General features: G+C 61.1%; 18 protein-coding genes and 4 pseudogenes. 15 read left to right on the top strand and 7 right to left on the bottom strand.

What is annotated here, in order from left to right; all coding sequences use genetic code 11:
• Nucleotide 1 precedes the first annotated feature (1 nt).
• Both ACR9ZC_RS00125 and ACR9ZC_RS00130 read right to left on the bottom strand, forming a co-directional pair.
• Nucleotides 2–394, bottom strand: a complete 393-nt coding sequence (locus ACR9ZC_RS00125) for a VOC family protein (RefSeq protein ID WP_481579667.1) — start codon at nt 392–394, stop codon at nt 2–4.
• Nucleotides 395–463: 69 nt separating this feature from the next.
• Nucleotides 464–1,396 (bottom strand): annotated as a pseudogene (locus tag ACR9ZC_RS00130) (ketopantoate reductase family protein); the annotation flags it as partial.
• Between the two features lie 95 nt (nt 1,397–1,491).
• On the opposite strand from ACR9ZC_RS00130, the gene ACR9ZC_RS00135 reads away from it, so the two are divergent.
• Nucleotides 1,492–2,397 carry a LysR family transcriptional regulator gene (locus tag ACR9ZC_RS00135; protein ID WP_481578624.1) on the top strand — a complete coding sequence of 302 codons (906 nt, stop codon included), beginning with the start codon at nt 1,492–1,494 and terminating at the stop codon, nt 2,395–2,397.
• A 231-nt stretch (nt 2,398–2,628) separates the two neighbouring features.
• Here ACR9ZC_RS00135 and ACR9ZC_RS00140 read toward each other — a convergent pair whose 3' ends face one another.
• A complete protein-coding gene (locus tag ACR9ZC_RS00140) occupies nt 2,629–3,168 on the bottom strand; it encodes an NADPH-dependent FMN reductase (protein WP_481578625.1) in 540 nt (179 codons plus the stop codon).
• A 280-nt stretch (nt 3,169–3,448) separates the two neighbouring features.
• Here ACR9ZC_RS00140 and ACR9ZC_RS00145 point away from each other — a divergent pair, with 280 nt between their 5' ends.
• Nucleotides 3,449–4,306, top strand: a complete 858-nt coding sequence (locus tag ACR9ZC_RS00145; RefSeq protein ID WP_481578626.1) for an MBL fold metallo-hydrolase — start codon at nt 3,449–3,451, stop codon at nt 4,304–4,306.
• A gap of 209 nt (nt 4,307–4,515) precedes the next feature.
• Here ACR9ZC_RS00145 and ACR9ZC_RS00150 read toward each other — a convergent pair whose 3' ends face one another.
• On the bottom strand, nt 4,516–5,379 hold the full coding sequence (locus ACR9ZC_RS00150; protein ID WP_481578627.1) for a class I SAM-dependent methyltransferase: 864 nt from the start codon (nt 5,377–5,379) through the stop codon (nt 4,516–4,518).
• Nucleotides 5,380–5,475: 96 nt separating this feature from the next.
• Complete coding sequence (locus tag ACR9ZC_RS00155) at nt 5,476–6,369, bottom strand: NAD(P)/FAD-dependent oxidoreductase (protein WP_481578628.1); 894 nt, start codon at nt 6,367–6,369, stop codon at nt 5,476–5,478.
• A 147-nt stretch (nt 6,370–6,516) separates the two neighbouring features.
• On the opposite strand from ACR9ZC_RS00155, the gene ACR9ZC_RS00160 reads away from it, so the two are divergent.
• The 10 genes and pseudogenes from ACR9ZC_RS00160 (at nt 6,517) to ACR9ZC_RS00205 (ending at nt 13,617) form a co-directional block, all read left to right on the top strand.
• On the top strand, nt 6,517–7,149 hold the full coding sequence (locus ACR9ZC_RS00160; RefSeq protein ID WP_481578629.1) for a TetR/AcrR family transcriptional regulator: 633 nt from the start codon (nt 6,517–6,519) through the stop codon (nt 7,147–7,149).
• A gap of 358 nt (nt 7,150–7,507) precedes the next feature.
• Nucleotides 7,508–7,834 (top strand): low molecular weight protein tyrosine phosphatase family protein, encoded by a 327-nt coding sequence (locus tag ACR9ZC_RS00165; protein WP_481578630.1) that lies wholly within the window; start codon nt 7,508–7,510, stop codon nt 7,832–7,834.
• Between the two features lie 184 nt (nt 7,835–8,018).
• Nucleotides 8,019–8,465 (top strand): NlpC/P60 family protein, encoded by a 447-nt coding sequence (locus ACR9ZC_RS00170; RefSeq protein WP_481578631.1) that lies wholly within the window; start codon nt 8,019–8,021, stop codon nt 8,463–8,465.
• A 208-nt stretch (nt 8,466–8,673) separates the two neighbouring features.
• Nucleotides 8,674–9,315 carry an alpha/beta fold hydrolase gene (locus ACR9ZC_RS00175; protein ID WP_481578632.1) on the top strand — a complete coding sequence of 214 codons (642 nt, stop codon included), beginning with the start codon at nt 8,674–8,676 and terminating at the stop codon, nt 9,313–9,315.
• 5 nt (nt 9,316–9,320) lie between these two features.
• Nucleotides 9,321–9,514 (top strand): annotated as a pseudogene (locus tag ACR9ZC_RS00180) (hypothetical protein); the annotation flags it as partial.
• 118 nt (nt 9,515–9,632) lie between these two features.
• Nucleotides 9,633–10,196: a 2'-5' RNA ligase family protein gene (locus ACR9ZC_RS00185; protein WP_481578633.1), complete on the top strand. Its 564-nt coding sequence runs from the start codon at nt 9,633–9,635 to the stop codon at nt 10,194–10,196.
• A gap of 219 nt (nt 10,197–10,415) precedes the next feature.
• Nucleotides 10,416–10,766 carry a hypothetical protein gene (locus tag ACR9ZC_RS00190; RefSeq protein ID WP_481578634.1) on the top strand — a complete coding sequence of 117 codons (351 nt, stop codon included), beginning with the start codon at nt 10,416–10,418 and terminating at the stop codon, nt 10,764–10,766.
• 156 nt (nt 10,767–10,922) lie between these two features.
• Nucleotides 10,923–11,513: a GNAT family N-acetyltransferase gene (locus ACR9ZC_RS00195; protein ID WP_481579668.1), complete on the top strand. Its 591-nt coding sequence runs from the start codon at nt 10,923–10,925 to the stop codon at nt 11,511–11,513.
• Nucleotides 11,514–11,712: 199 nt separating this feature from the next.
• A pseudogene (gene yfcF, locus ACR9ZC_RS00200) lies at nt 11,713–12,039 on the top strand (glutathione transferase); the annotation flags it as partial.
• Between the two features lie 414 nt (nt 12,040–12,453).
• Nucleotides 12,454–13,617 (top strand): hypothetical protein, encoded by a 1,164-nt coding sequence (locus ACR9ZC_RS00205; protein WP_481578635.1) that lies wholly within the window; start codon nt 12,454–12,456, stop codon nt 13,615–13,617.
• A 42-nt stretch (nt 13,618–13,659) separates the two neighbouring features.
• On the opposite strand, the gene ACR9ZC_RS00210 is transcribed toward ACR9ZC_RS00205, so the two are convergent.
• Nucleotides 13,660–14,451 carry a DUF2182 domain-containing protein gene (locus ACR9ZC_RS00210; protein ID WP_481578636.1) on the bottom strand — a complete coding sequence of 264 codons (792 nt, stop codon included), beginning with the start codon at nt 14,449–14,451 and terminating at the stop codon, nt 13,660–13,662.
• 61 nt (nt 14,452–14,512) lie between these two features.
• Nucleotides 14,513–15,276 (bottom strand): annotated as a pseudogene (locus tag ACR9ZC_RS00215) (DUF899 domain-containing protein).
• A gap of 148 nt (nt 15,277–15,424) precedes the next feature.
• Between ACR9ZC_RS00215 and ACR9ZC_RS00220 the strand changes: the two are divergent.
• From ACR9ZC_RS00220 to ACR9ZC_RS00230, 3 genes are read left to right on the top strand one after another with little or no spacing between them, the layout of a single operon-like run.
• Entirely contained in the window at nt 15,425–16,648 is a 1,224-nt protein-coding gene (locus tag ACR9ZC_RS00220; RefSeq protein ID WP_481578637.1) for a helix-turn-helix domain-containing protein, read from the top strand.
• A gap of 38 nt (nt 16,649–16,686) precedes the next feature.
• Nucleotides 16,687–17,382: an NHL repeat-containing protein gene (locus ACR9ZC_RS00225; protein ID WP_481578638.1), complete on the top strand. Its 696-nt coding sequence runs from the start codon at nt 16,687–16,689 to the stop codon at nt 17,380–17,382.
• A complete protein-coding gene (locus tag ACR9ZC_RS00230) occupies nt 17,379–18,794 on the top strand; it encodes a DUF2252 domain-containing protein (protein WP_481578639.1) in 1,416 nt (471 codons plus the stop codon). The genes ACR9ZC_RS00225 and ACR9ZC_RS00230 overlap by 4 nt, the downstream gene beginning before the upstream one ends.
• Nucleotides 18,795–18,819 lie beyond the last annotated feature (25 nt).

An 18,819-nucleotide genomic window follows, 5' to 3' on the forward strand; every position in this document is an offset into this window, starting at 1 on the left:
GTCACACCTCCCCGCGCGGGTTGATCTCGAGTGCCCGCGCGACGCACGAGGCCGGCTTCGCCTGGATCAGTTCGACGGCGAGGCCATCCGGCAGGCGCAACCAGTTGCGCCCCTGTGGCATTTCGCTGACGTCATACCGTTGTGAGGCGGCCAGCGCGGCCTCCATGTCTTCACACATCACGCCCAGGTGTCCGAGCCGGCCCTCAGAAGCGTCATAGTTCGGGTTGTGGATGAATTGCAGACCGCCAAGCGTCCAGTACTGCCGGGGTTCCTCGCGCGTGCCGTCGACCTCGCGCATCGTCATGCCGAGCACGTCTTCAAAAAAGCGGATGTGCCAGTGAATGTCCTTCACCCAGATCGCGACATGTTCCAGATAGGCCTTGCTGCCGTTCATGCGGTTGTCTCCTTTGTCGACCACAGTGGGCGCTGAAGCGCCCACTGTGGTCCCATGCAACTCGCTGCTGCGTTGTCGGTCGGTCATCTCACGCTCGATGCCCTTGATGCAGGCTACCAGCGTCGCGTTGACCGGAGTCGGCACACCATGCCGTTGTCCCCAGCGCACGACCGCGCCGTTGATAAAGTCGATTTCGGTGATGGAGCCTTTTTCGAGGCTTTGCAGCATCGAGGTCTTGAAGGCAGGGGAAAGTCCTTCGCCGGCGAGGGTCCACGGGCGCTCTGGATCTGTGGTGGAAAGCGTCACACCAGCGGCCCGGGCGACGGCCATTGCTTCCGCGACTGCTGCGAGCGCGGTCGTCTTCAGAAGCGGCTCTTCGTACAGTTGGCCGTAGGTCAGGCCCGTGATGCCCGTCAGCGCGCCGGTCGCCACATTGACCAGGAGCTTGTCCCACATCGTGCCGACGATATTGGCGCTGACCGTGGTGGCCAGTCCGGCGGCGTTGAAGGTTTCGGCAATTGCGGTGACGCGGGAAGTGATTTGACCGTCGAGTTCGCCAATGTAAGTGGCCTTGCCGGCGACGCCCGACTCGATGTGCCCCGGGCTGCACATCACCCCGCCGACGTATGTCTTGCCGGCCAGCACTCGCTCCCTACCCACGATGTCAGCGAGAACATCCTCGTGCCCAAGGCCGTTCTGCAACGAAAGGACCAGCGTTTGGGGTCCGATCAGCTCCATTGCGCCACGCATCGCGGCTTCGGTGTGGAACGACTTGACCAGCACGACGACCAGATCAACGGCGCCAGCCTCCGCGGCCCGCGTGGTGGCTCGGACCGTTACCTGGCGGGAACCATTGGGATCGTCCACCCGCAGACCGTCGCGTCGCATGGCTGCCACGTGCGCCACCGATCGGTTCAGCAGCCAGACCTCGTTGCCACCTTCGGTCAGCGCCGCGCCAATCGCACAGCCCAGTGCACCTGCGCCCAGAATCGCAATCTTCACTACCGTCTCCTTGTTGAGGAGACCAAGATACGATTCGGTGTTCATGCCAGCAATGCAATGGATACAATGACGTCATTGCGTGAGGCAATACAGAAATGGATTCGACTGAACTCCCCGATCTGAAGCTATTACAGCTGTTCGACCTGCTCTATGACGTCCGCAGCGTCACCCGCGTGGCCGAGCAGCTTGGACAGAGCCAGCCAACCATCAGCATCTGGTTAGGTCGATTGCGGGAACATCTGCAGGACCCGTTATTCATCCGCACACCGGGCGGCATGGCACCGACGCCGCAAGCCGATGCGCTCATTGGTCCATGCCGGGAAATCCTCGAATCGCTGCGGCGCTTCGTGGCGTGGGAGATAGCATTCGAGCCGGCCACTGCAAAACGGCGGTTCCGTATCTGCATGACCGACGCCAGTCACATCACGTTGCTTCCGCGAATGCTGGCGCATGTCCGCGCGCAGGCACCGGGCGTTCGTCTCGAAGCCGCCAGAATCGACGGCAATACGGAACGCGCGCTGGAATCGGGCGAAGCCGACCTTGCGATCGGTCACGCGCCCTGGCTGAGCGGTGGGATTTATCAGCAGCAGCTATACCAGCAGGATTGGGTGTGCCTGACGAATCGCCATCACCCGCGGCTGCACACGAAGTTGAGGTTGAAGCAATACAGCGCGGAGGGGCATGTCGCGATTACGGCGGGCACGGGCGCGCAGCTGTTGGAACAGGGGCTGGTGCGCGCACACGTCGAACGCGATGTGGTGTTGGAGCTACCCGGTTTTCTTGGGCTCGGAGCAATTATCGAGAGCACCGACCTGATCGCCACGTTGCCGCGACACATCGGTGAGACGCTGGCGAAGGTCAATGATCTGGCGGTCCATCCGTGCCCGGTTCCCGTGGACCGTTTTGCTGTTCGGCAATATTGGCACGCCAGGTATCACCACGAAGCGGGCAATCGTTGGCTCCGCGCCGTGGTGGTGCAATTGTTTGGAGCCTCGGGTTGATCAGGCACATGCCGCGAAGGGGCTCGGATCGATCTATTGCCGATGCGCCGGCGTGTGAACGGAGGTTTGCTTCTTTTTAGAAACGAACCTCCGATTTCAGCAGATCGACCGGCCGCTCGGGGGCGGCTACAGCCAACCGTGTCGGGCGGTAGTCGGCCATCAACGGTTCCTCTCACGACCGGTTTGTGGAGGCCCGCTCGTGAGGCGCGAGCCGACCTTCGACACCGGGCATTACCACTGCGTCCGGACTCTCAAGATATGGTCGACGATTGCCTGAAGGGCTTGCCGTAGTGTTTCTCTGCTAACGGGATCATTCGCTATGGCAACCGGATCGGTCTGTTTGCCCAACAATTGAAGAGTCACGCAAGCCTCCGGGATGAGCGTTGCAGACATCGTCTCCAAGACCAGCTTCAAAGCGGCTTGGGCAGCGGACGCTCGTGGCGATGTGTTGAAAAGGGCGACGGGCTTACCCGGAAAATCCGGGCTCCCTACCAGCCAATCCAGCATGTTCTTGAAGGACCCGGGGATTCCACGAGCATACTCCGGGCAAGCGATGAGGAGGCCGTCAGCCTGATTCACTCGAGCGCGCAAGTCAACGATGCGCCCGGGAAGTTTGTCTTCAAGATCTGGATTGAAGTGAGGTAGTTCGCCAATTTCATTGTAATGTTCGACTACAACGCCGGGCGGTACCAACATGGTAGCTGCGACGAGTGCTTGTGTATTGGACGATGCGGAGCGAAGGCTGCCGGACAGGGAAAGAAGACGAAGCATCTCGATATAGCCGTTGCCGATCGGATGCGTAGTATCCCATGCGTGGCCGCTATTCGTCCCTCAGCCATCACAGCGGCAGTTGGTATCCGCGAGCGGGCGGATTCGGTTTGACGCCTTCACCGGCGGACCAGATTCAGTGCAATGACGGCCAGTCAAGAGATGAAGCGCCACGAAGCTCCAGCCTCCGCCTTCCTCGCGTTGCTCCCGTCATGTCTGTGCGGTTGAAAGGCCTATCATGGGAACGGTGAGGTTGCCATGCGTTGTCAGGACCCATCATCGAATGAAGCCGCCACGTAATACCGACTCCGTGCCAGGGGACTGGTACATCGACACAGCGTGCATCAATTGCGGTGCATCGCGTCACGTCGCGCCCGGGCTGATTGCCGAACGAAACGATAAAAGCGTCTTCGTTCGACAGCCCGTCACGTCGGAAGACCAGCTTGCCGCTTGGCGTGCGGTGTTGGTATGTCCTACGGCATCGGTACGCAGCGAAACGAAGCAGCCTCGCCCGAACGTCGCGATCTTTCCGCAGCAGATCATATCGGGTGTATGGCGCTGCGGATTCAACGCTCGGTCGTCGTTTGGTGCACATTCTTATTTTGTCGCGCGCCCGGACGGCAATCTGCTAATCGACTCGCCGCGGTATGCGGCCGAACTGGTGAATTGGTTTGATGCTTCGGGTGGCATTGCGCACATCCTCCTGTCGCATCGTGACGACGTCGCAGACGCAGACAAATACGCGCGCCGTTTCGGGGCTCGTGTCTGGATCCACCGCCAGGACAGCTCGGCTGCACCCTATGCCACGGATCTGCTCGACGACGGATCGGCACTGAGTATCGCGGCCGGCGTGCGCGCAATTTCGACGCCCGGCCACACTCGGGGTAGCGTTGTATACTTGCTCGAGGATCGCGTGCTCTTCTCGGGTGATTCACTTGCCTGGAGCCCACGCGAGCAAGACCTCGTCACGTTCAGGGACGCGTGCTGGTACTCATGGACCGAGCTGGCCGAATCGCTCGGCAAGCTGGCCGCGTATCGTTTCGAATGGCTGCTTCCTGGTCACGGCTGGTTTGCGCACTTGCCGGCCAAGGAAATGAGTGCTCGCTTGCTCGCATTGGTTGCACGCATGCGAAATGGTTGAAATCGCCGGACATCCTTCCGCATGAGGCGATTCAAATCCGTCAGCTGCTAGCCCTGCAATCAGGTGGCAAGACTCGGCCATCAAGAGCCACTGCTCTTTTCGCCCTCAATGGCCAATCAGCGCCGCGTTCCGGCCGTTCGGCGCTCAAGGTAGACCCTCCCCGAGACACGAGGAGTTGCCGGTTCTGACACATTGGTCGACGTAACCTGTCAGCTTGCCGGATTGCGTGCCATGACGATCCACGCAGCGCCGTTGATCATCACTGACCGCTCGCCGGGAAGGCTCGCAAAGGCGGCACGAACTGCGGCCGAGGCGCGGGCGCGGATGTCGTCGGGCTGATCAGCGAACACACGCGACAGCGGGCCGACCTCGAGCGTCATCTTCACCGCGTCGTCGATCGCAGCGTCCCGCGTCCCGCCCTCGCCGAACGGGACGGCCGCGTCGAAGGGCGAGATAGCGATATCGGTAGAGCCGGCCGTCGTCAGGATGCGTGCCACGCGTTCCCGGTCGCCGAACGAAAACGGGCCGGGCGCTTGGGGATCGGGCAGCGCGCTCGGCGGGAGGATGCCCTTGAGCGCGCCCACCGGCAGGCGCATCCAATCGTTCTCGGCCGCACTGCGCCAGCAAACGAAAGCGACCCGCCCGCCCGGCCGGAGCGCGCGTCGCATATGGGAGAACGCCGCTGTCGGATCGTCGAAGAACATCACGCCGAAACGCGAGAACAGGATGTCAAACGCCCCTTCCGGCAGCTCTGCGCTGCTGGCGTCGGCCACCTGAAACAGAACCGGCGTATCGGGTCGCGCAAGCGCGCGCGCCCGGTCAATCAGCGGTTCCGATATGTCCACGCCCAGCACGTGGGCCGCCGCGCCGACGCGGGCGGCCAGAGCCAGACTTGATGCGCCCGCGCCGCAGCCGATGTCCAGCACGCGCTCGCCCGTCGCGGGCGCGGCGGCTTCTATCGCGGCCTGGCCGAACACCCCAACCAGAGCGTCGAGCCGCGCCTGGTTGGCGACCCAGCGCTCCCCGCTTTGACCATTCCAGTCACCCACTTGATCAGCACTTTGCTTTGCCATGTCATCTCCTCGACTCGACGATCCGTCCTCCGCCGCGCCGATGTACGCCAACCTTTTCGAAGGCGACGGCGCAACGAGAGAGGGGAATCTGTGCTCTCAAACAACCATCGACTGCTGGGCGAAGATACCCGCCATTGCGCCCTGCGACGATGCCTGGGTGACCGAGGGCAAGAAGGGCGTGGCGAGGTCGCCGGCGGCGTAGATGCCGGGCATGCTGGTTTGGCGGCGCTCGTCGACCTTGAGGACGATGCCGGTGGGCGTATCGACCGTGGCGAGGCCCAGTGATTCATGCAGGCTGGCGGACGGCTTGTTGCGCGGATGGGCGAACAGGACGTCGACCGCGACGTTGCGACCGGTATCGAGATTGACGGTGATGATATGGCCCTTCTGATGAGCGATCTCGACGATCCGGCCATCGACAAGAGGTATGTTGCGGCGCGCCAGATCGGCCTGGATATCGGGCGCAATGTCATGACCATCGGCGAAGACAGTCAACTTGTCAGTCCAATCGCGGAACAGCCTGGCCGACTGGTACGACTGCGGGCTGGACCAGACGAGGCCCCAATGCTGGCCGGCGACTTCAAAGCCGTCGCAATAGGGGCAGGGCACGATGGACGTGCCCCAGCTTTCGGCAAAGCCCGGAACATCAGGCATCTGGTCGGCGACGCCATAGCTCAGTATCAGGCGGTGCGCCCTCAAGCTTTCGTGATCGTCAGTGACGACGCAGAAATTGTCGATGGCGCCAGACACGCTCTCGGCCCGGGCATTGACGAGGCTGATCGTTGGATAGCGCGCCAGCTGCTGCCGCGCCTCGACCAGGATGTCCAGCGGCGGCTTGTGATCGTGGCCGAGCAGGCCATGCGAGTGGCCAGCAAAGCGGTTGCGCGGCCGGCCCGTATCGAGAACGGTAACCGTGCGGCGGGCACGGCCGAGTTGAAGGGCGGCGGCGAGGCCGGCAAAGCTGCCGCCGATGATGATGACGTCATTCATGGTGATGGGCTCCGTGTTGTGGATGAGGGGTGGGCCGGGGGCACCGGATCTGGACAACCGGTTGAAATCTGCCCTTTGGCTTGCACATTGCGATACTAAGTGGTATCGTATTAACCAATTTCAATACTGTCAAGTACCAAAATTGTCGTGACCGAAAATAGCCAGGGCCGGCGCGGCCGGCCCGCCAACGAAGCGCTTCGCCAAACGATCGTCGACGCGGCCTGCGAACTCTTTGTGGAATTGGGGTTTCAAGCGACGACCATGGACAAGGTCGCGCAGCGGGCGAAGATATCCAAGCTGAGCATCTATCGGCACTTCGAGAACAAGGAGGCGCTGTTCAACGCGGCCATGGTGGCCCGCTGCGATCAATTTGCACCGCAGGCCCTTTCCGAAGACGTTGACGGTTCGGCCGAAGATCAGCTGGTGGCGGTCGGGTCCTCCCTGCTTCGCACGCTATTGAGCCCGGACGTCCGCAGTGTCGAAGCCATGGTTTTGGCCGACAAGACGAATCAAAAGGCGTTAAGCAAGCTCCATTACGAAGCCGGGCCGGCCCATGTCATCGCCCACATCGAGGCCGTGTTGCGTCAGTTGCACGAGAAAGGGATGCTGAACGTACCCGATGCTCTGCTGTCCGCACGCTTGTTTGCCGCGCTTTTCAAAGGGGCCGATCTCCTGCTGATCGCACGCTTCGATGAGGCGAGAGCAGAGGACGACAACGAAATCGAATCGTATTGCCGGTCGGCCGTCGCCATGTTTATCGCCGCGCACGGTGGCATCTGAAGGTGCGCTATCGCGCCGATGAAGAACGCGCAGCAATTGCATACGCTGTTCGCCCCGAGCAACCTATGGATGATGCGTGGACGAGACTGATGGGCTAGGCTCATGAGCGCAAAAGCCGCCCGCGCGGGCAGGCAGAGGCCGCTTTACACACGATAACGGTCGCTACTGCTGCCTGAGTGGAACGACAGAGAAGGGTCGTCTCCAGAAGCTCGGGGCTCGGCCGGGGCGGGCACGACTCGGTCGGAGCGCGAATTTTCGGCCTCGGCCAGAAGCAGTCAGCCGGCATAAAACTCTGGATCGTTGACAATGAGCGCTTTTTCAACGCCTACGCAATGCCTTACCTTTGGGGTCGTGGAAATTGACGCGAGCGCTATTCGTCTGCAGCCGGAACCGGCTTCGGAGCCCAACCGCGGAAGAGGTATTTTCCTGTTGGCTCGGCGTCGAAGCGGATTCAGCGGGCCTTGCTCCCGATGCGATAACGATCGTGTCGGACGAACAGATCGCGTGGGCGGAGATAATCTTCGTCATGGAACGCGCACACAAGGTCAAATTGTCGAAGAAGTTCGGTTCACTCCTGAAGGGGAAAAGGGTTGTGTGCCTCGACATTCCCGACAAGTATGCATTTATGCAGCCGGAGCTCATCGCCGTACTGGAACAAAGGGCTGGAAGATTTTTGCGGTCGTGAGCGGGGTTGAGTGGCCACCACTCCAGACAGATCCGGATGTCCGGGTTGGGTTGCGAATTCACGCTCGGTGCGGCCAAGAGGAGACACTCGACAGTAGAACGCAGATCGTTGACACTTTCGTTTTTTCGGGAGCGCGAAACGCCCTTGACGAATCGGCGGAAGAGGACTGGTAAGGAAGGCGCAGATGAGCGAAACGTCACCAGCAACGAATCTTGACGCACCTGTCTGGCTGAGCGTCGCGCTTCAGGAGCAAGGCATCAGGCGTTACGGTGTGGGAGATTGCAATCCTCGAATCGCCGAATACAATAATTGCACTCAGCTTGCTGGCTACGACGACAAAATCTCATGGTGCTCATCGTTCCTGAACTGGTGCATGAAGCAATCGGGCGTTCGCGGCACCGGCTCTGCTTTAGCTCGCTCCTGGCTCACCTGGGGACAGCCGCTTGAACAACCGAGATATGGATGTGTTGCGGTTCTGACCGCCGATGACGCGGTCGATTGGAAGGGGCATGTCGGGCTATTTCTTCGAATTGACGCAGACAACGTCTACCTGTTCGGAGGCAACCAGCTCGAAGAGGTTCGGGAACTTGCATACCCGCGCGACCGTGTGCTCTCGTATCGCTGGCCTTAGACCTCCGCGCTCGTCCATTCGCATGGGGCCTGAATTGCTGTTACCGGCCACTTTCGGTCGTTCGACGGAAGGCTCGAAGTCGCTGACAATCTGCCTGCCGGCGGACGTCAGTCTGACGGCGAACCAGATTGTCCGGCAATGATGCTCATCCCCCGTTCCTGTGCCGCTACCGCTAATCTTTTTGCCTGCAATGCCGTGTGATGGGCGCATGTACGCCCATCAAGTCGCAGGGCTCAAAGGTCTTGTATCAGCATCTGTTCAGATACTGGCGTACGCGACGTTGGCCGAGAGTGCTGAGAGCCTGTTAGCGTCCACAGACGGTGCGTTCATCCTTGCTGGCACAGCCTACGGTGGATGTCTAGCGATGGAAGTTCTGGCGCGAGCTCCTGAGCGTGTTCGCGGACTCTGGCTAATGAACTGCCAGCCGGGTGTCCACCCAAACCCGGATTCGGTGCGCACTACCAGCCGCAGGATTCGCTCCCATGACCATGAGCGAGTTATTGCCGAGTTCGCTGAGAACGCAATTCCCGCCGACGATGCCGTATCGAGAGTGGCGTTCGTACACATGGCGCGCGATGCCGGGGCCGAGCTGTTCGCTCGCCAATCCGACGCAACATTGACTCGTTCAGATCACTGGTCAACGCTTGCCTCGACCAAAATTCCAACGCTACTCGTATGGGGGGACGCCGACCGTTTCGTTCCTGTCGATGTCGGCCGTCGCATCGCCACGCTTATGCCGCACGCACGCTTTGTCTCGCTTGAAGGATGCGGCCATTTCCCGACACTGGAGCGGCCGTCGCTATGCACGGAGATTGCACGGCAGTGGTTGCTTGAATCAGCCTTTGGCTGATGGGGCAAGCGGAATCACTAGGAAATCTGGCCGTCGCAACATAGCCCAAATGGCTGATCGAAGGCATGGCGTACTCGTTAAGCGGTGATTCCCGGCATCCGTTGAGCGAGCCATTCGAGCAATGGCGGTCACGGTTTCAAGCATGGCAGGCTGCTTTGGGTCGAGAAGAATATGGACTGCCGCCCGCAGCGTGAAGTGATGCGACGTAGCGGATGTTTGGCAATTGCCGGCCGACGAGGCGTCATTGGATTCATCTCACAGAATTTGCGACAATCGGACTTCGTAACCCCTCAACGATCAGCCAAGCGAATCTCTTCATGCCTGCGTCGGCTTTTGTTGTCAGAGTTCCCGCTGCTGAGTCGCTGGTGGGAGAACTGCGGAATCGCTTTGATGCAACCTCTCAGCTGGGTGTTCCGGCGCATATTACCGTGCTGTATCCCTTTATGCCGCGGGACGAGATCTCCTTGGATGTCCTTCGCAAAGCGAAAAATGCACTGAATACAGTGCCGTCGTTCGACTTTTCGTTGGCAAGCGTTGGGCGGTTCGCGACGACCGCCTACCTTTCGCCTGCGCCACCAGAGCCGTTTATCGCTTTGACTACGGCGCTGGTGGAGTGCTTCCCCATGTATCGACCCTACGCCGGCGCATATGAAAGCGTTGTCCCACACTTGACCGTTGCGCACGGGAGTGCAGAGAATGCGCACAGCGCCGCTGTCGAGTTGGAACATCGGCTTTTCGTGTCGGAGCCAATTCAAACGAGGTGCACGTCCGTCGCTCTCCTTGAGAACTCCTCTGGTCATTGGAAGCAGATGCACGTCTTTGATCTCGCGGAGGCCGACCAACGGGGCATCCTCCAGTCCCGAACGTCCGGTCTCGAGTGATTCGGGGGACCGCTCCGGGTCGCTTGGCGCCGCTTGCCGGCCATGACGGCCGTTCGACACAGGCTCCTCGATCGGTGACAATCTCGGCAGGTTGAGCTTATTCGGAACGCGAACATGAACTTACTTGGGCATCGCCGACTGCATCGACCAGCAACCGGGTCCGAAGGCGCCACCTGCACCGAGAGAACGTCTGCGGACTTTCTAATAGACGGACGGTCCTTGCTGAAAATGCTCGTTGAAAGTGCCGGGGGACACTCCGACTTCATGGGTTGTTTTGTGAGTGGTTACGCGAAGGAATGTGAGCGCATGTCCACGATGTTGCTCGACGTTCCGCCGCTGGGCGGAAAGCGCGTACTACTCTACATCTGTCCAGAGTGCGGCGACGTCGCATGCGGTGCATATTCGGTTCTTGTGCGGCGCGAATTCGAATCCTACAGATGGGAAAGCTTCGCCTACCAGACAAGCGAATCTGACTTGACGACTGTTGAGACGTTAGGACCGTTTATTTTCGACGCAAGTATGTATAAAGACTCTGTGCTCGCTGCGTCGGCGATCGATGGAACCAAGTAGGTCTGTGGCAACAGACGGCCACAAGCGGCCACTCGACGGCCGGTGCGGGATCGGTGACAATCGGTTGCTCTGACGCTCGGCTCCGCACCCGTGATGCCGACATCGCAAATGGGTCGAGCCTCCGAGCGCATTGCCCTCAACACTCTTCTGATGGTTATGAACGACACATGTCGGCTAACACTATCTGGCAAGGCAATTGAGCTTCGCGTTCTCGAACCTGCAGACGCGCCTAGTCTGGTCGACGCAGCGGCAGACGGCGAGCTATGGAATCTCAAAGTGACTGCTGTACCGGGACCGTCGACTATCGACCAATACATCGCTACGGCATTGCGAGGGCGCGAGGAGGGCCATGTGATCCCCTTCGTGATCATCGCTCGTGACAGCGGCCGCATCGTCGGCAGCACGCGCTTTTGGAAGATCGACCGGGACAATCGGAAGCTAGAAATCGGTCACACCTGGCTGAGCCAGTCAGCTCAGCGAACGGCAGCGAACACAGAGGCGAAATATCTCCTCCTGACGTATGCATTCGAGATCATGAGAAGTGTCCGAGTCCAGTTCACCACCGATGAGCTCAACGAGAGGTCGAGGGCGGCGATTTTGCGCATCGGTGCAAAGCAGGAGGGCATTGTGCGCCATGAGCGAATAATGCCTGACGGTCGTAAACGCAATTCGGTGCGATTCAGCATCATTGATACGGAATGGCCCGACGTGAAAGCCGCGCTAGAAGGGAAACTGGCGCCGAACTAGAACGCCGGACGCCATCCATCACCTAACGCTCCGAGACTGGCGGCGTGCGTCGCGTGAGACATCGTGCCTGCGTCTGACAACGTGTTCCCGAATCCGCCAAAAGCGGCCGTTCGAGATCAAGCCGCAGATCGCCGACAATCGACCCGCTTCTCGTCTGCCCGCTTTCGTCGAGCCGCAAGTCAACCACCAGGGCTGTGCCATGCTTGAAGTCCCGCTTCGTTTATATGCCGATGCACAGTTCGCAAGCCCCTACGCGATGTCTGTGTTCGTGGCCCTCCGAGAGAAACAACTGCCATTCGACCTGTCCGCGGTTGACCTTCGAAGTGGCGCCAATCGCGGAGAGAGCTACGCCCGTGAATCATTGACTCAACGCGTACCCACATTAGTGCATGGCGATTTCGCGCTATCCGAGTCGTCGGCGATTACTGAGTACCTGGACGATGCTTTTCCTGAAACGGTCGTTTATCCCCCGGACCGGCATCTCCGCGCAAGGGCGCGCCAAGTTCAGGCGTGGCTCAGAAGCGAAGGTAGCTATCACGAGGCGATGAACGATCTTGACCGCGAGCGGGTGATCGAGGCATTGATCGACTGGATCATTGAGCGAGGACGTACGCCGGCGCAACCATAAGCGCCGCTGCTTGTCGCTTGCGACGCTGGTCATCGCCTTTGCGGGTCTGCATATCCTTATTCGCGACCGAAGCGGCATACATCCGGTGATCCGCAGAAGATACCGTCTTCAGCCTTCATTCGGAGATCGGCCATGCCGGCACCTATTCCCGCACCTCGCCCCGCCCGTGGCGCCGTTGAGCCGATGGATCCGGCCTGCGGCGACCCCGCTCCTCGCGACAATCTCGAGACGCGCCGTCAGACCTCAGCTGCCGCGATACTTAGCGGCCTGACGCCCCCAGCTCGACGGGAGGCTGGCAACGAGGTGCGTGTCATGTCGGAAGTGCTGGGTGCGCTATTCGATTATCAAGAACCTCGCCCACGCTCGCAGCAGCGTCGCCATGAACCGGCCAAGGAGGCATTGCGATTAAGTGTGCTTGCTTCGGCACTCCCCGTGTTGCCACTCGACCTGCAGCCGGCAGTGGCGCAACACTTTTTTCGTGAGATAGATGAATTACCGCCGCAATATGATGCCGGACCGCTCAACGCGCTCCTTGCGGCAGGGCTAATCGAAGCGCCAGCAACGACAATTCAAGGCGCGCTCAACACACTTGGCGAACTCCCGCCAGAAGACCGAGCGACAATGATGGGGGCGATCGCTTCCGCGAGTGCTATGCGCCAGCTCCTCCGGGAACCGGACGCGTCAAGATCCCCTGCCTGTCCAGCATCGCGGCCTGGCTTGCCCAAGCTCGTGGGAACCCTGTTCGGCGGTCCCGCGGCCCCGAGCAGCGATCTCAACGCCGCCCCGCAGCCCAAGGCATCGAAAGAACCTTTCGATTCTCGAGCGTCCTCTACGCGATACTCGAGGCGCCATCGCGTGGCCGCCTCAGAAGCGCAGTGTCTGATTGATGATATTCTCGATATGGGGCCCCAATACGATGCGGAGTCACTTCACCAACTTGGCCCACGGCTAAACGATAAGTCCATTATCGAGCCGGTGATCGATGCCATTCCCAAGCTTGCCCCACACAATCAGCATGCACTGCTGAAAATCCTTGTACCCAAATGTTTTACAGTGGACGAGATCGAGTCTGGAAAGAAAGCAGACCTAGTGAAGGCTACCATCAAGCTCATCGAACTGATGCAGCGAGAAGAACTGCTAGAAGATCCTAAGCCTCTCCTCGCACACCTCGTCGGCGATGACGTTTTCAAATCGTTGAAGCTGAATAAATCGTTGAAGAGCACCGATCGAATGCCGTTAGTCCGTTGCCTCTTTAACGTGGTACAAGAGGAGCAGCCGGAGCACCCGGACCTGTTCTGCGCTTTCTTGACCAACGTTTACGGTCGGCTACCACCGAGCGGTCAAGATTACTTCCATTCGAAAATTCGAGAACTCATAAACAATTCAACACCGGAATACCTGGCCAAACTGTGGCCGGTCCTTGAGTCGACGCAGAACAACAGGTGGCCCATAACTTCCCCCTCGCCGTACGTCTGAAGCGGCTTCAGACCGAGCGCATCATTGACACCGCGAACGGGCTTAGACGCGATGCGCGGCCCGGGCGATGAGCATCGAGCCCACGGCAACAAGTATCGCCCCGGTCACCCGCGCTATGCGCGGACCGCCTGGCGCGACGCGCTCGGCGGTGACAGCAGCGGTGACGAGCAACATGGCCCGGAAGTCCATGACACCTATGACAACGAGCGTGGCGGTGAGTCCGGCGCAGCAATGCACACAGCGCCAGCCGAAGCGTATGCCGTGACGCAATGGTGTATCGGCGTTGCCGCATACCGCCCCGCCGGAGCCTGGTGCCGCTAGGCAGCAGCCGAGCTGACGTATTTTCCAGGTGGTGAATTGTGTCGCGCCCGCAATCAGGACGACCGCGCCGATAGCGAACGGAGCGCCGTGCGCGAGCGCCGGCAACCGCATCTCGGCCGAAGTCAGTGCAGCGCCCATGATAAAGATGCCGAGCCCACACGCGGCCCATACCAGGAAGTAGCCCGATGCGAGCAGCGCCGAGTGCAAAGCGAGGCGCGTTTCGCTCGCCGCGCCGATGGCTTCTCGATACCGCATCAGCATCGGCACGAGCGACGGCAGCATCATCGCCACCATCATCACCGTCCACATGCCGACGAACGACGCGGCGGCGCCCAGCCAAGTCTCACCACACGTCGGCATCCACGTCATCGACATCGACCAACCGCCCGGCATCGGCATCTCGCCCATGGACGACATCGACTGTGACCACATGACCGTCGTCACCGCGCTCGCCGCAAACAGCAGTGCTGACGCTGCGAACAGTGCTGCATGCGAAGTACGTACAGAAGACATGTCGGCCTCTCTCGTCAGTTAGCCGTGCGGCATCCGGTACAGCGTCGCCCGTCGCCAACGATCAGGCGCGCTCATATTCGTCGTGACGGCTCCACCAGATGCCCGTTTCGTTCCGACCGAGCGGCGCGCGATCGAGCCATTGATAGGCGCCCCAAAGTGCATCGAGCCCACGCGCGTAGGTCGCATAGGTGTGATAGACGATTCCATCTTCGAGCGCGAACGCACTCAAGCCAGGCCGATCGCGCGCATAGGTCGGTGCATCCGTTCCGCACGTCTTGGCGAACTGAGCAACGGGCTCGGGCGCAGGCGTCATATCCATCGCATGGCCGCCGCGTTCATAGTTGTATTCGATGGTGCCTTCGCGCTGCTGTTGCTCCGTGAACGAAACATTGAAGTCGAAATTGAAATCGCTGTCGTTCGACGATGCCCATGGAAACGTCCATCCCATGCGCTTTTTATAGGCCTGCAATTTTTCCAGAGGCGCGCGTGACACGGCCATGAGCATGACATCATGCTGAGCCAAATGAACAGCGAAGCCGTTGAACCCATCCGCAATCATCGAGCACGAAGGACATCCGGCCTTGTAGTCAGGCCCGAACATGAAGTGGTAGACGAGAAGTTGGGAACGCCCTTGAAAGAGATCGATCAGCGAAGCTGGACCGGCATCGGTATCGAAAGGTAATCTTTTTCGATCTTTACCCACGGCAGCGACTGCCGTTGTTGCGCCAGCTCGTCGCTGCGCCGCGTCAACTCCTTCTCGGCTTTGAGCAATTCGAGCCGTGCCGCGAGCCACTCGTCACGCGTGGCTGTGATATGTCCGGTCATGATCTTCTCCTATCTGACAGTGCAGTTGAACTGCATGGTGGTGAGTCGGTCAGCGCCGCTGCGCAATGCGACGGGCTGCTCGATATCTGTGTGATAGATTAGGACCACGAACCGAACCGGTGGGAGTGACAAGTGTGGCGGGATTCCGATGGACGCATTGATTACGGCCGCGGCCCGGGCACTGGCTTGCGGTGATCCGCTCGGCGCATTGAATCGCGTTGCGCTGCGCGACGATGCGCACGCACTGGCGCTTCGCGGCATCGCCATGGCACAGCTCGGCGACTTCGTTCGCGCGAAGGCGTTGATGCGCAAGGCGGCCCGTGCGTTCGGGCCGGACGAAGCCGTGGCGCGTGCGCGATGCGAAATCGCCGAGGCGGAAATTGCCTTGGCCGCGCGCGAATTGAGCTGGTCCGCGAAGACACTCACCGCCGCACGCGCCACGCTCGACGCCCACGGCGATCGTGTCAACGCGGCCCATGCGGGATATCTCGAGGCGCGGCGATTACTGCTCATCGGAAAGCTCGACGATGCTCAGCGCGCGCTTGCCGAACTCGTTCACCTATCGTTGCCGCCTGCCCTGACGGCGGCTCACGAACTCGTTGCGGCCGGGATCGCGATGCGGCATCTTCAGGCAGCGACGGCTCGCGCGGCGCTGGCGCGCGCCGAACAGGCGGCGCGTCGAGCGCGCATCCCTGCATTGATAGCGGAGATCGAAACCGCAACGCGCATCGTGAATGAGCCGGCTGGTCGTTTGATTGCGCGCGGCGAAGCTCGGCTCGTCTCGCTCGACGAGATCGAAGCGCTGCTCGCACCCAATGCGGCAACGCTCGTCGTGGATGCCTGCCGCCGTATCGTGCGCATCGGCCCTCGAACGATATCGCTGGCGACGCGCCCCGTATTGTTCGTACTTGCCCGGCTGCTCGGGCAAGCCTGGCCTGAAGATGTGCCCAGGAGTACGCTCATCGCGCAGGCATTTCGCGTGAAAGCAGCGGACGAATCGCATCGCGTGCGATTGCGCGTGGAGATCGGCCGCTTGCGCACGATGCTCGGTTCGATGGCCGACATTCGTGCGACGCGGCGCGGGTTCGTCTTGGTGCCGTCGGGTGCGGCCGAGGTGGCGCTGCTCGATCACCCATCCGAAGAGAAACACGCCGCGTTGCTGGCACTGCTTGCCGACGGGGAATCCTGGTCGAGTTCCGCGCTCGCGCTGGCGCTTGGCGAGAGCCAGCGCAATGTGCAGCGCACGCTCGAATCGCTCGCCGATCTCGGCAAGGTGCGCTCGTTGGGCCGCGGGCCGGCGCGCCGCTGGAGCGTACCGGTAGTGGGATCCGCGACACCGTTGTTACTCCCCGCTCCGTTTCTGAACCATTAGGATGGCGGTTTCTTGATGATTAGGATGAGGAGGGCGCCATGAACCGATTCACTGCAGAAATCATCCGCGAGTACGGGCCTTTCGAGGGCGTCGACCAGGTAGCTGGCGTCACCTATGACGGCGGGCAGGTCTGGTTCGCATCGGGCGACAAGGTGAATGCGTTGGACCCCGCAAGCGGTGCCGTGCTGCGCTCGATCGAAGTGCCCGCGGGCGCGGGAACGGCTTTCGATGGGCGATACCTGTATCAGATCGCCGGGAACGTCATTCAGAAGCTCGATCTCGAGCAAGGCCGTGTGATCGCGACGATACCGGCGCCCGGCGATGGCGTATCGGGGCTCGCGTGGGCCGAGGGATCGCTCTGGGTAGGGCGGTACCGCGAGAAGAAGATCGACGAACTCGATCCCGAGACAGGCGCAGTACGCCGAACCATCGAATCGAATCGATTCGTAACGGGCGTGACCTGGGTGGAGGGCGAACTCTGGCACGCTACCTGGGAGGACGACGAGAGCGAGATCCGGCAGATCGACCCGCGCACGGGCGAAGTGCTGTGCAGCCTCGAGATGCCGGCCGGTACGGGTGTGTCCGGACTCGAATCCGATGGCCGCGAGCAGTTCTTCTGCGGTGGCGGCAATAGCGCAAAGGTGCGGGCTGTGCGGCGGCCAGCACGCGCAGCGCAGTCCGAAACGGAGGTAAGCACCTCGATGGCGGCCGGCGATCCGGCGAACCGTCGATGAACGATGCGAACGGCGTATTGCCGGCGGCGCAGCCGGATCTCTCCGACCTCTTAGCGGGTCGCGGTTCGCTCGCCGAGCGCATGCAGTTGGGTCGCGCCGCGCGAAAGAAGGTGCCGCGCACGCGGCTCGCCGTCTGCAAGCTGACAAAGCGCGACCCGATCGCGCTGCTCGAAGCGTCGAACGTGGGGCGCGTGCCCGAGCTGATACCGATCCGCTACGGGCGCATGGTCGCGAATCCGTTCGCGTTTTATCGCGGGGCGGCGGCGCTGATGGCATTCGATCTTGCGGCATTGCCGCGTACCGACATCATCGTGCAGTTGTGCGGCGATGCACATCTGGCCAACTTCGGGCTCTTCGCGAGCCCGGAGCGGCGGATTCTTTTCGGGCCGAACGACTTCGACGAAACGCTGCCGGGGCCGTTCGACTGGGATGTGCGCAGGCTGGCCGCGTCGTTCGCGATCGCCGCGCGCGAGCGCGGATTCGCGGCGAGCGATCAGCGCAAGCTAGTACGGCGGCTCTGCGAGACATTCCGGCAGCGTATGGGCGAATTCAGCAAGATGGATGTGCTCGATCTCTGGTACTACCAGTTCAGCGCGGCGTCCATGCTCGACATTGCAGATTCCGCCGGCGAAAGAAAAAGGGCGGCGGTAGTCGTCGACGAGGCGAGGCTGCAATCGTCGCGCTCCGTGCTCGATCATGCGGCCGTGCAGGTCGACGGCAAGTACAGGATCAAGGAAAACCCTCCGCTCGTCTATCACGTTCCGCTCGCGACCCAGCGCGAGCGTCGTCAGTACGACGACATGATCAGGCGTTTTTTCGCTGACTATCGGTTGACGCTTTCCGACGAGCGACGCGCGCTGTTCGATCGATACGAATTGGTCGATGTTGCGATTCGCGTCGTCGGAGTGGGCTCCGTGGGAACGCGCTGCTACGAGGCGCTTTTCATGGCTGACGGGGAGTGGCCGCTCTTTCTGCAGTTGAAGGAGGCTCGGACTTCCGTCCTGGAGAACTATCTACCGCGCAGCCAATACTCGAATCACGGCCAGCGCGTGGTCAACGGTCAGCGCCTGCTGCAATCGGCAAGCGATATCTTTCTCGGCTGGTCCAAGATGCATCACACCGGCAGCGATTTCTACGTCAGGCAGTTGCGCGATATGAAGGGCGCCTTCGATTTCGCGAGCTTCGACGTCGAGGATCTTGGCGCGTATGCGGTTTCGTGCGGGACGGCGTTGGCGCATGCGATGGCCAAAGCCGGCGATCCCGCTCGACTGTGCGGCTATCTCGGCAAGTCGGACGCTTTCGATGCGGCCATCGAAACCTTCGCGCTGGCCTATGCCGAGCGCAACGAGGCGGACTGGTCGACGCTGAAAGCGGCCGTCAAGGCGGGGCGGGTTGCGGCGGTTCGCGAGTAAACCGGGGCGCAGCCGGCACAGGCTC

It is taken from the genome of Trinickia sp. HAY1-2D, from assembly GCF_056754935.1.

Excerpts from the sequence above, each read along its gene's own strand:
- ACR9ZC_RS00230 (WP_481578639.1), top strand. The coding sequence starts at position 17,379 with ATGAACGATGCGAACGGCGTATTGCCGGCGGCGCAGCCGGATCTCTCC.
- ACR9ZC_RS00210 (WP_481578636.1), bottom strand. The coding sequence starts at position 14,451 with ATGTCTTCTGTACGTACTTCGCATGCAGCACTGTTCGCAGCGTCAGCA.
- ACR9ZC_RS00155 (WP_481578628.1), bottom strand. The coding sequence starts at position 6,369 with ATGAATGACGTCATCATCATCGGCGGCAGCTTTGCCGGCCTCGCCGCC.
- ACR9ZC_RS00170 (WP_481578631.1), top strand. The coding sequence starts at position 8,019 with ATGAGCGAAACGTCACCAGCAACGAATCTTGACGCACCTGTCTGGCTG.
- ACR9ZC_RS00205 (WP_481578635.1), top strand. The coding sequence starts at position 12,454 with ATGTCGGAAGTGCTGGGTGCGCTATTCGATTATCAAGAACCTCGCCCA.
- ACR9ZC_RS00135 (WP_481578624.1), top strand. The coding sequence starts at position 1,492 with ATGGATTCGACTGAACTCCCCGATCTGAAGCTATTACAGCTGTTCGAC.
- ACR9ZC_RS00150 (WP_481578627.1), bottom strand. The coding sequence starts at position 5,379 with ATGGCAAAGCAAAGTGCTGATCAAGTGGGTGACTGGAATGGTCAAAGC.
- ACR9ZC_RS00225 (WP_481578638.1), top strand. The coding sequence starts at position 16,687 with ATGAACCGATTCACTGCAGAAATCATCCGCGAGTACGGGCCTTTCGAG.
- ACR9ZC_RS00140 (WP_481578625.1), bottom strand. The coding sequence starts at position 3,168 with ATGCTTCGTCTTCTTTCCCTGTCCGGCAGCCTTCGCTCCGCATCGTCC.
- ACR9ZC_RS00195 (WP_481579668.1), top strand. The coding sequence starts at position 10,923 with ATGAACGACACATGTCGGCTAACACTATCTGGCAAGGCAATTGAGCTT.
- ACR9ZC_RS00185 (WP_481578633.1), top strand. The coding sequence starts at position 9,633 with ATGCCTGCGTCGGCTTTTGTTGTCAGAGTTCCCGCTGCTGAGTCGCTG.
- ACR9ZC_RS00175 (WP_481578632.1), top strand. The coding sequence starts at position 8,674 with ATGTACGCCCATCAAGTCGCAGGGCTCAAAGGTCTTGTATCAGCATCT.
- ACR9ZC_RS00125 (WP_481579667.1), bottom strand. The coding sequence starts at position 394 with ATGAACGGCAGCAAGGCCTATCTGGAACATGTCGCGATCTGGGTGAAG.
- ACR9ZC_RS00220 (WP_481578637.1), top strand. The coding sequence starts at position 15,425 with ATGGACGCATTGATTACGGCCGCGGCCCGGGCACTGGCTTGCGGTGAT.
- ACR9ZC_RS00145 (WP_481578626.1), top strand. The coding sequence starts at position 3,449 with ATGAAGCCGCCACGTAATACCGACTCCGTGCCAGGGGACTGGTACATC.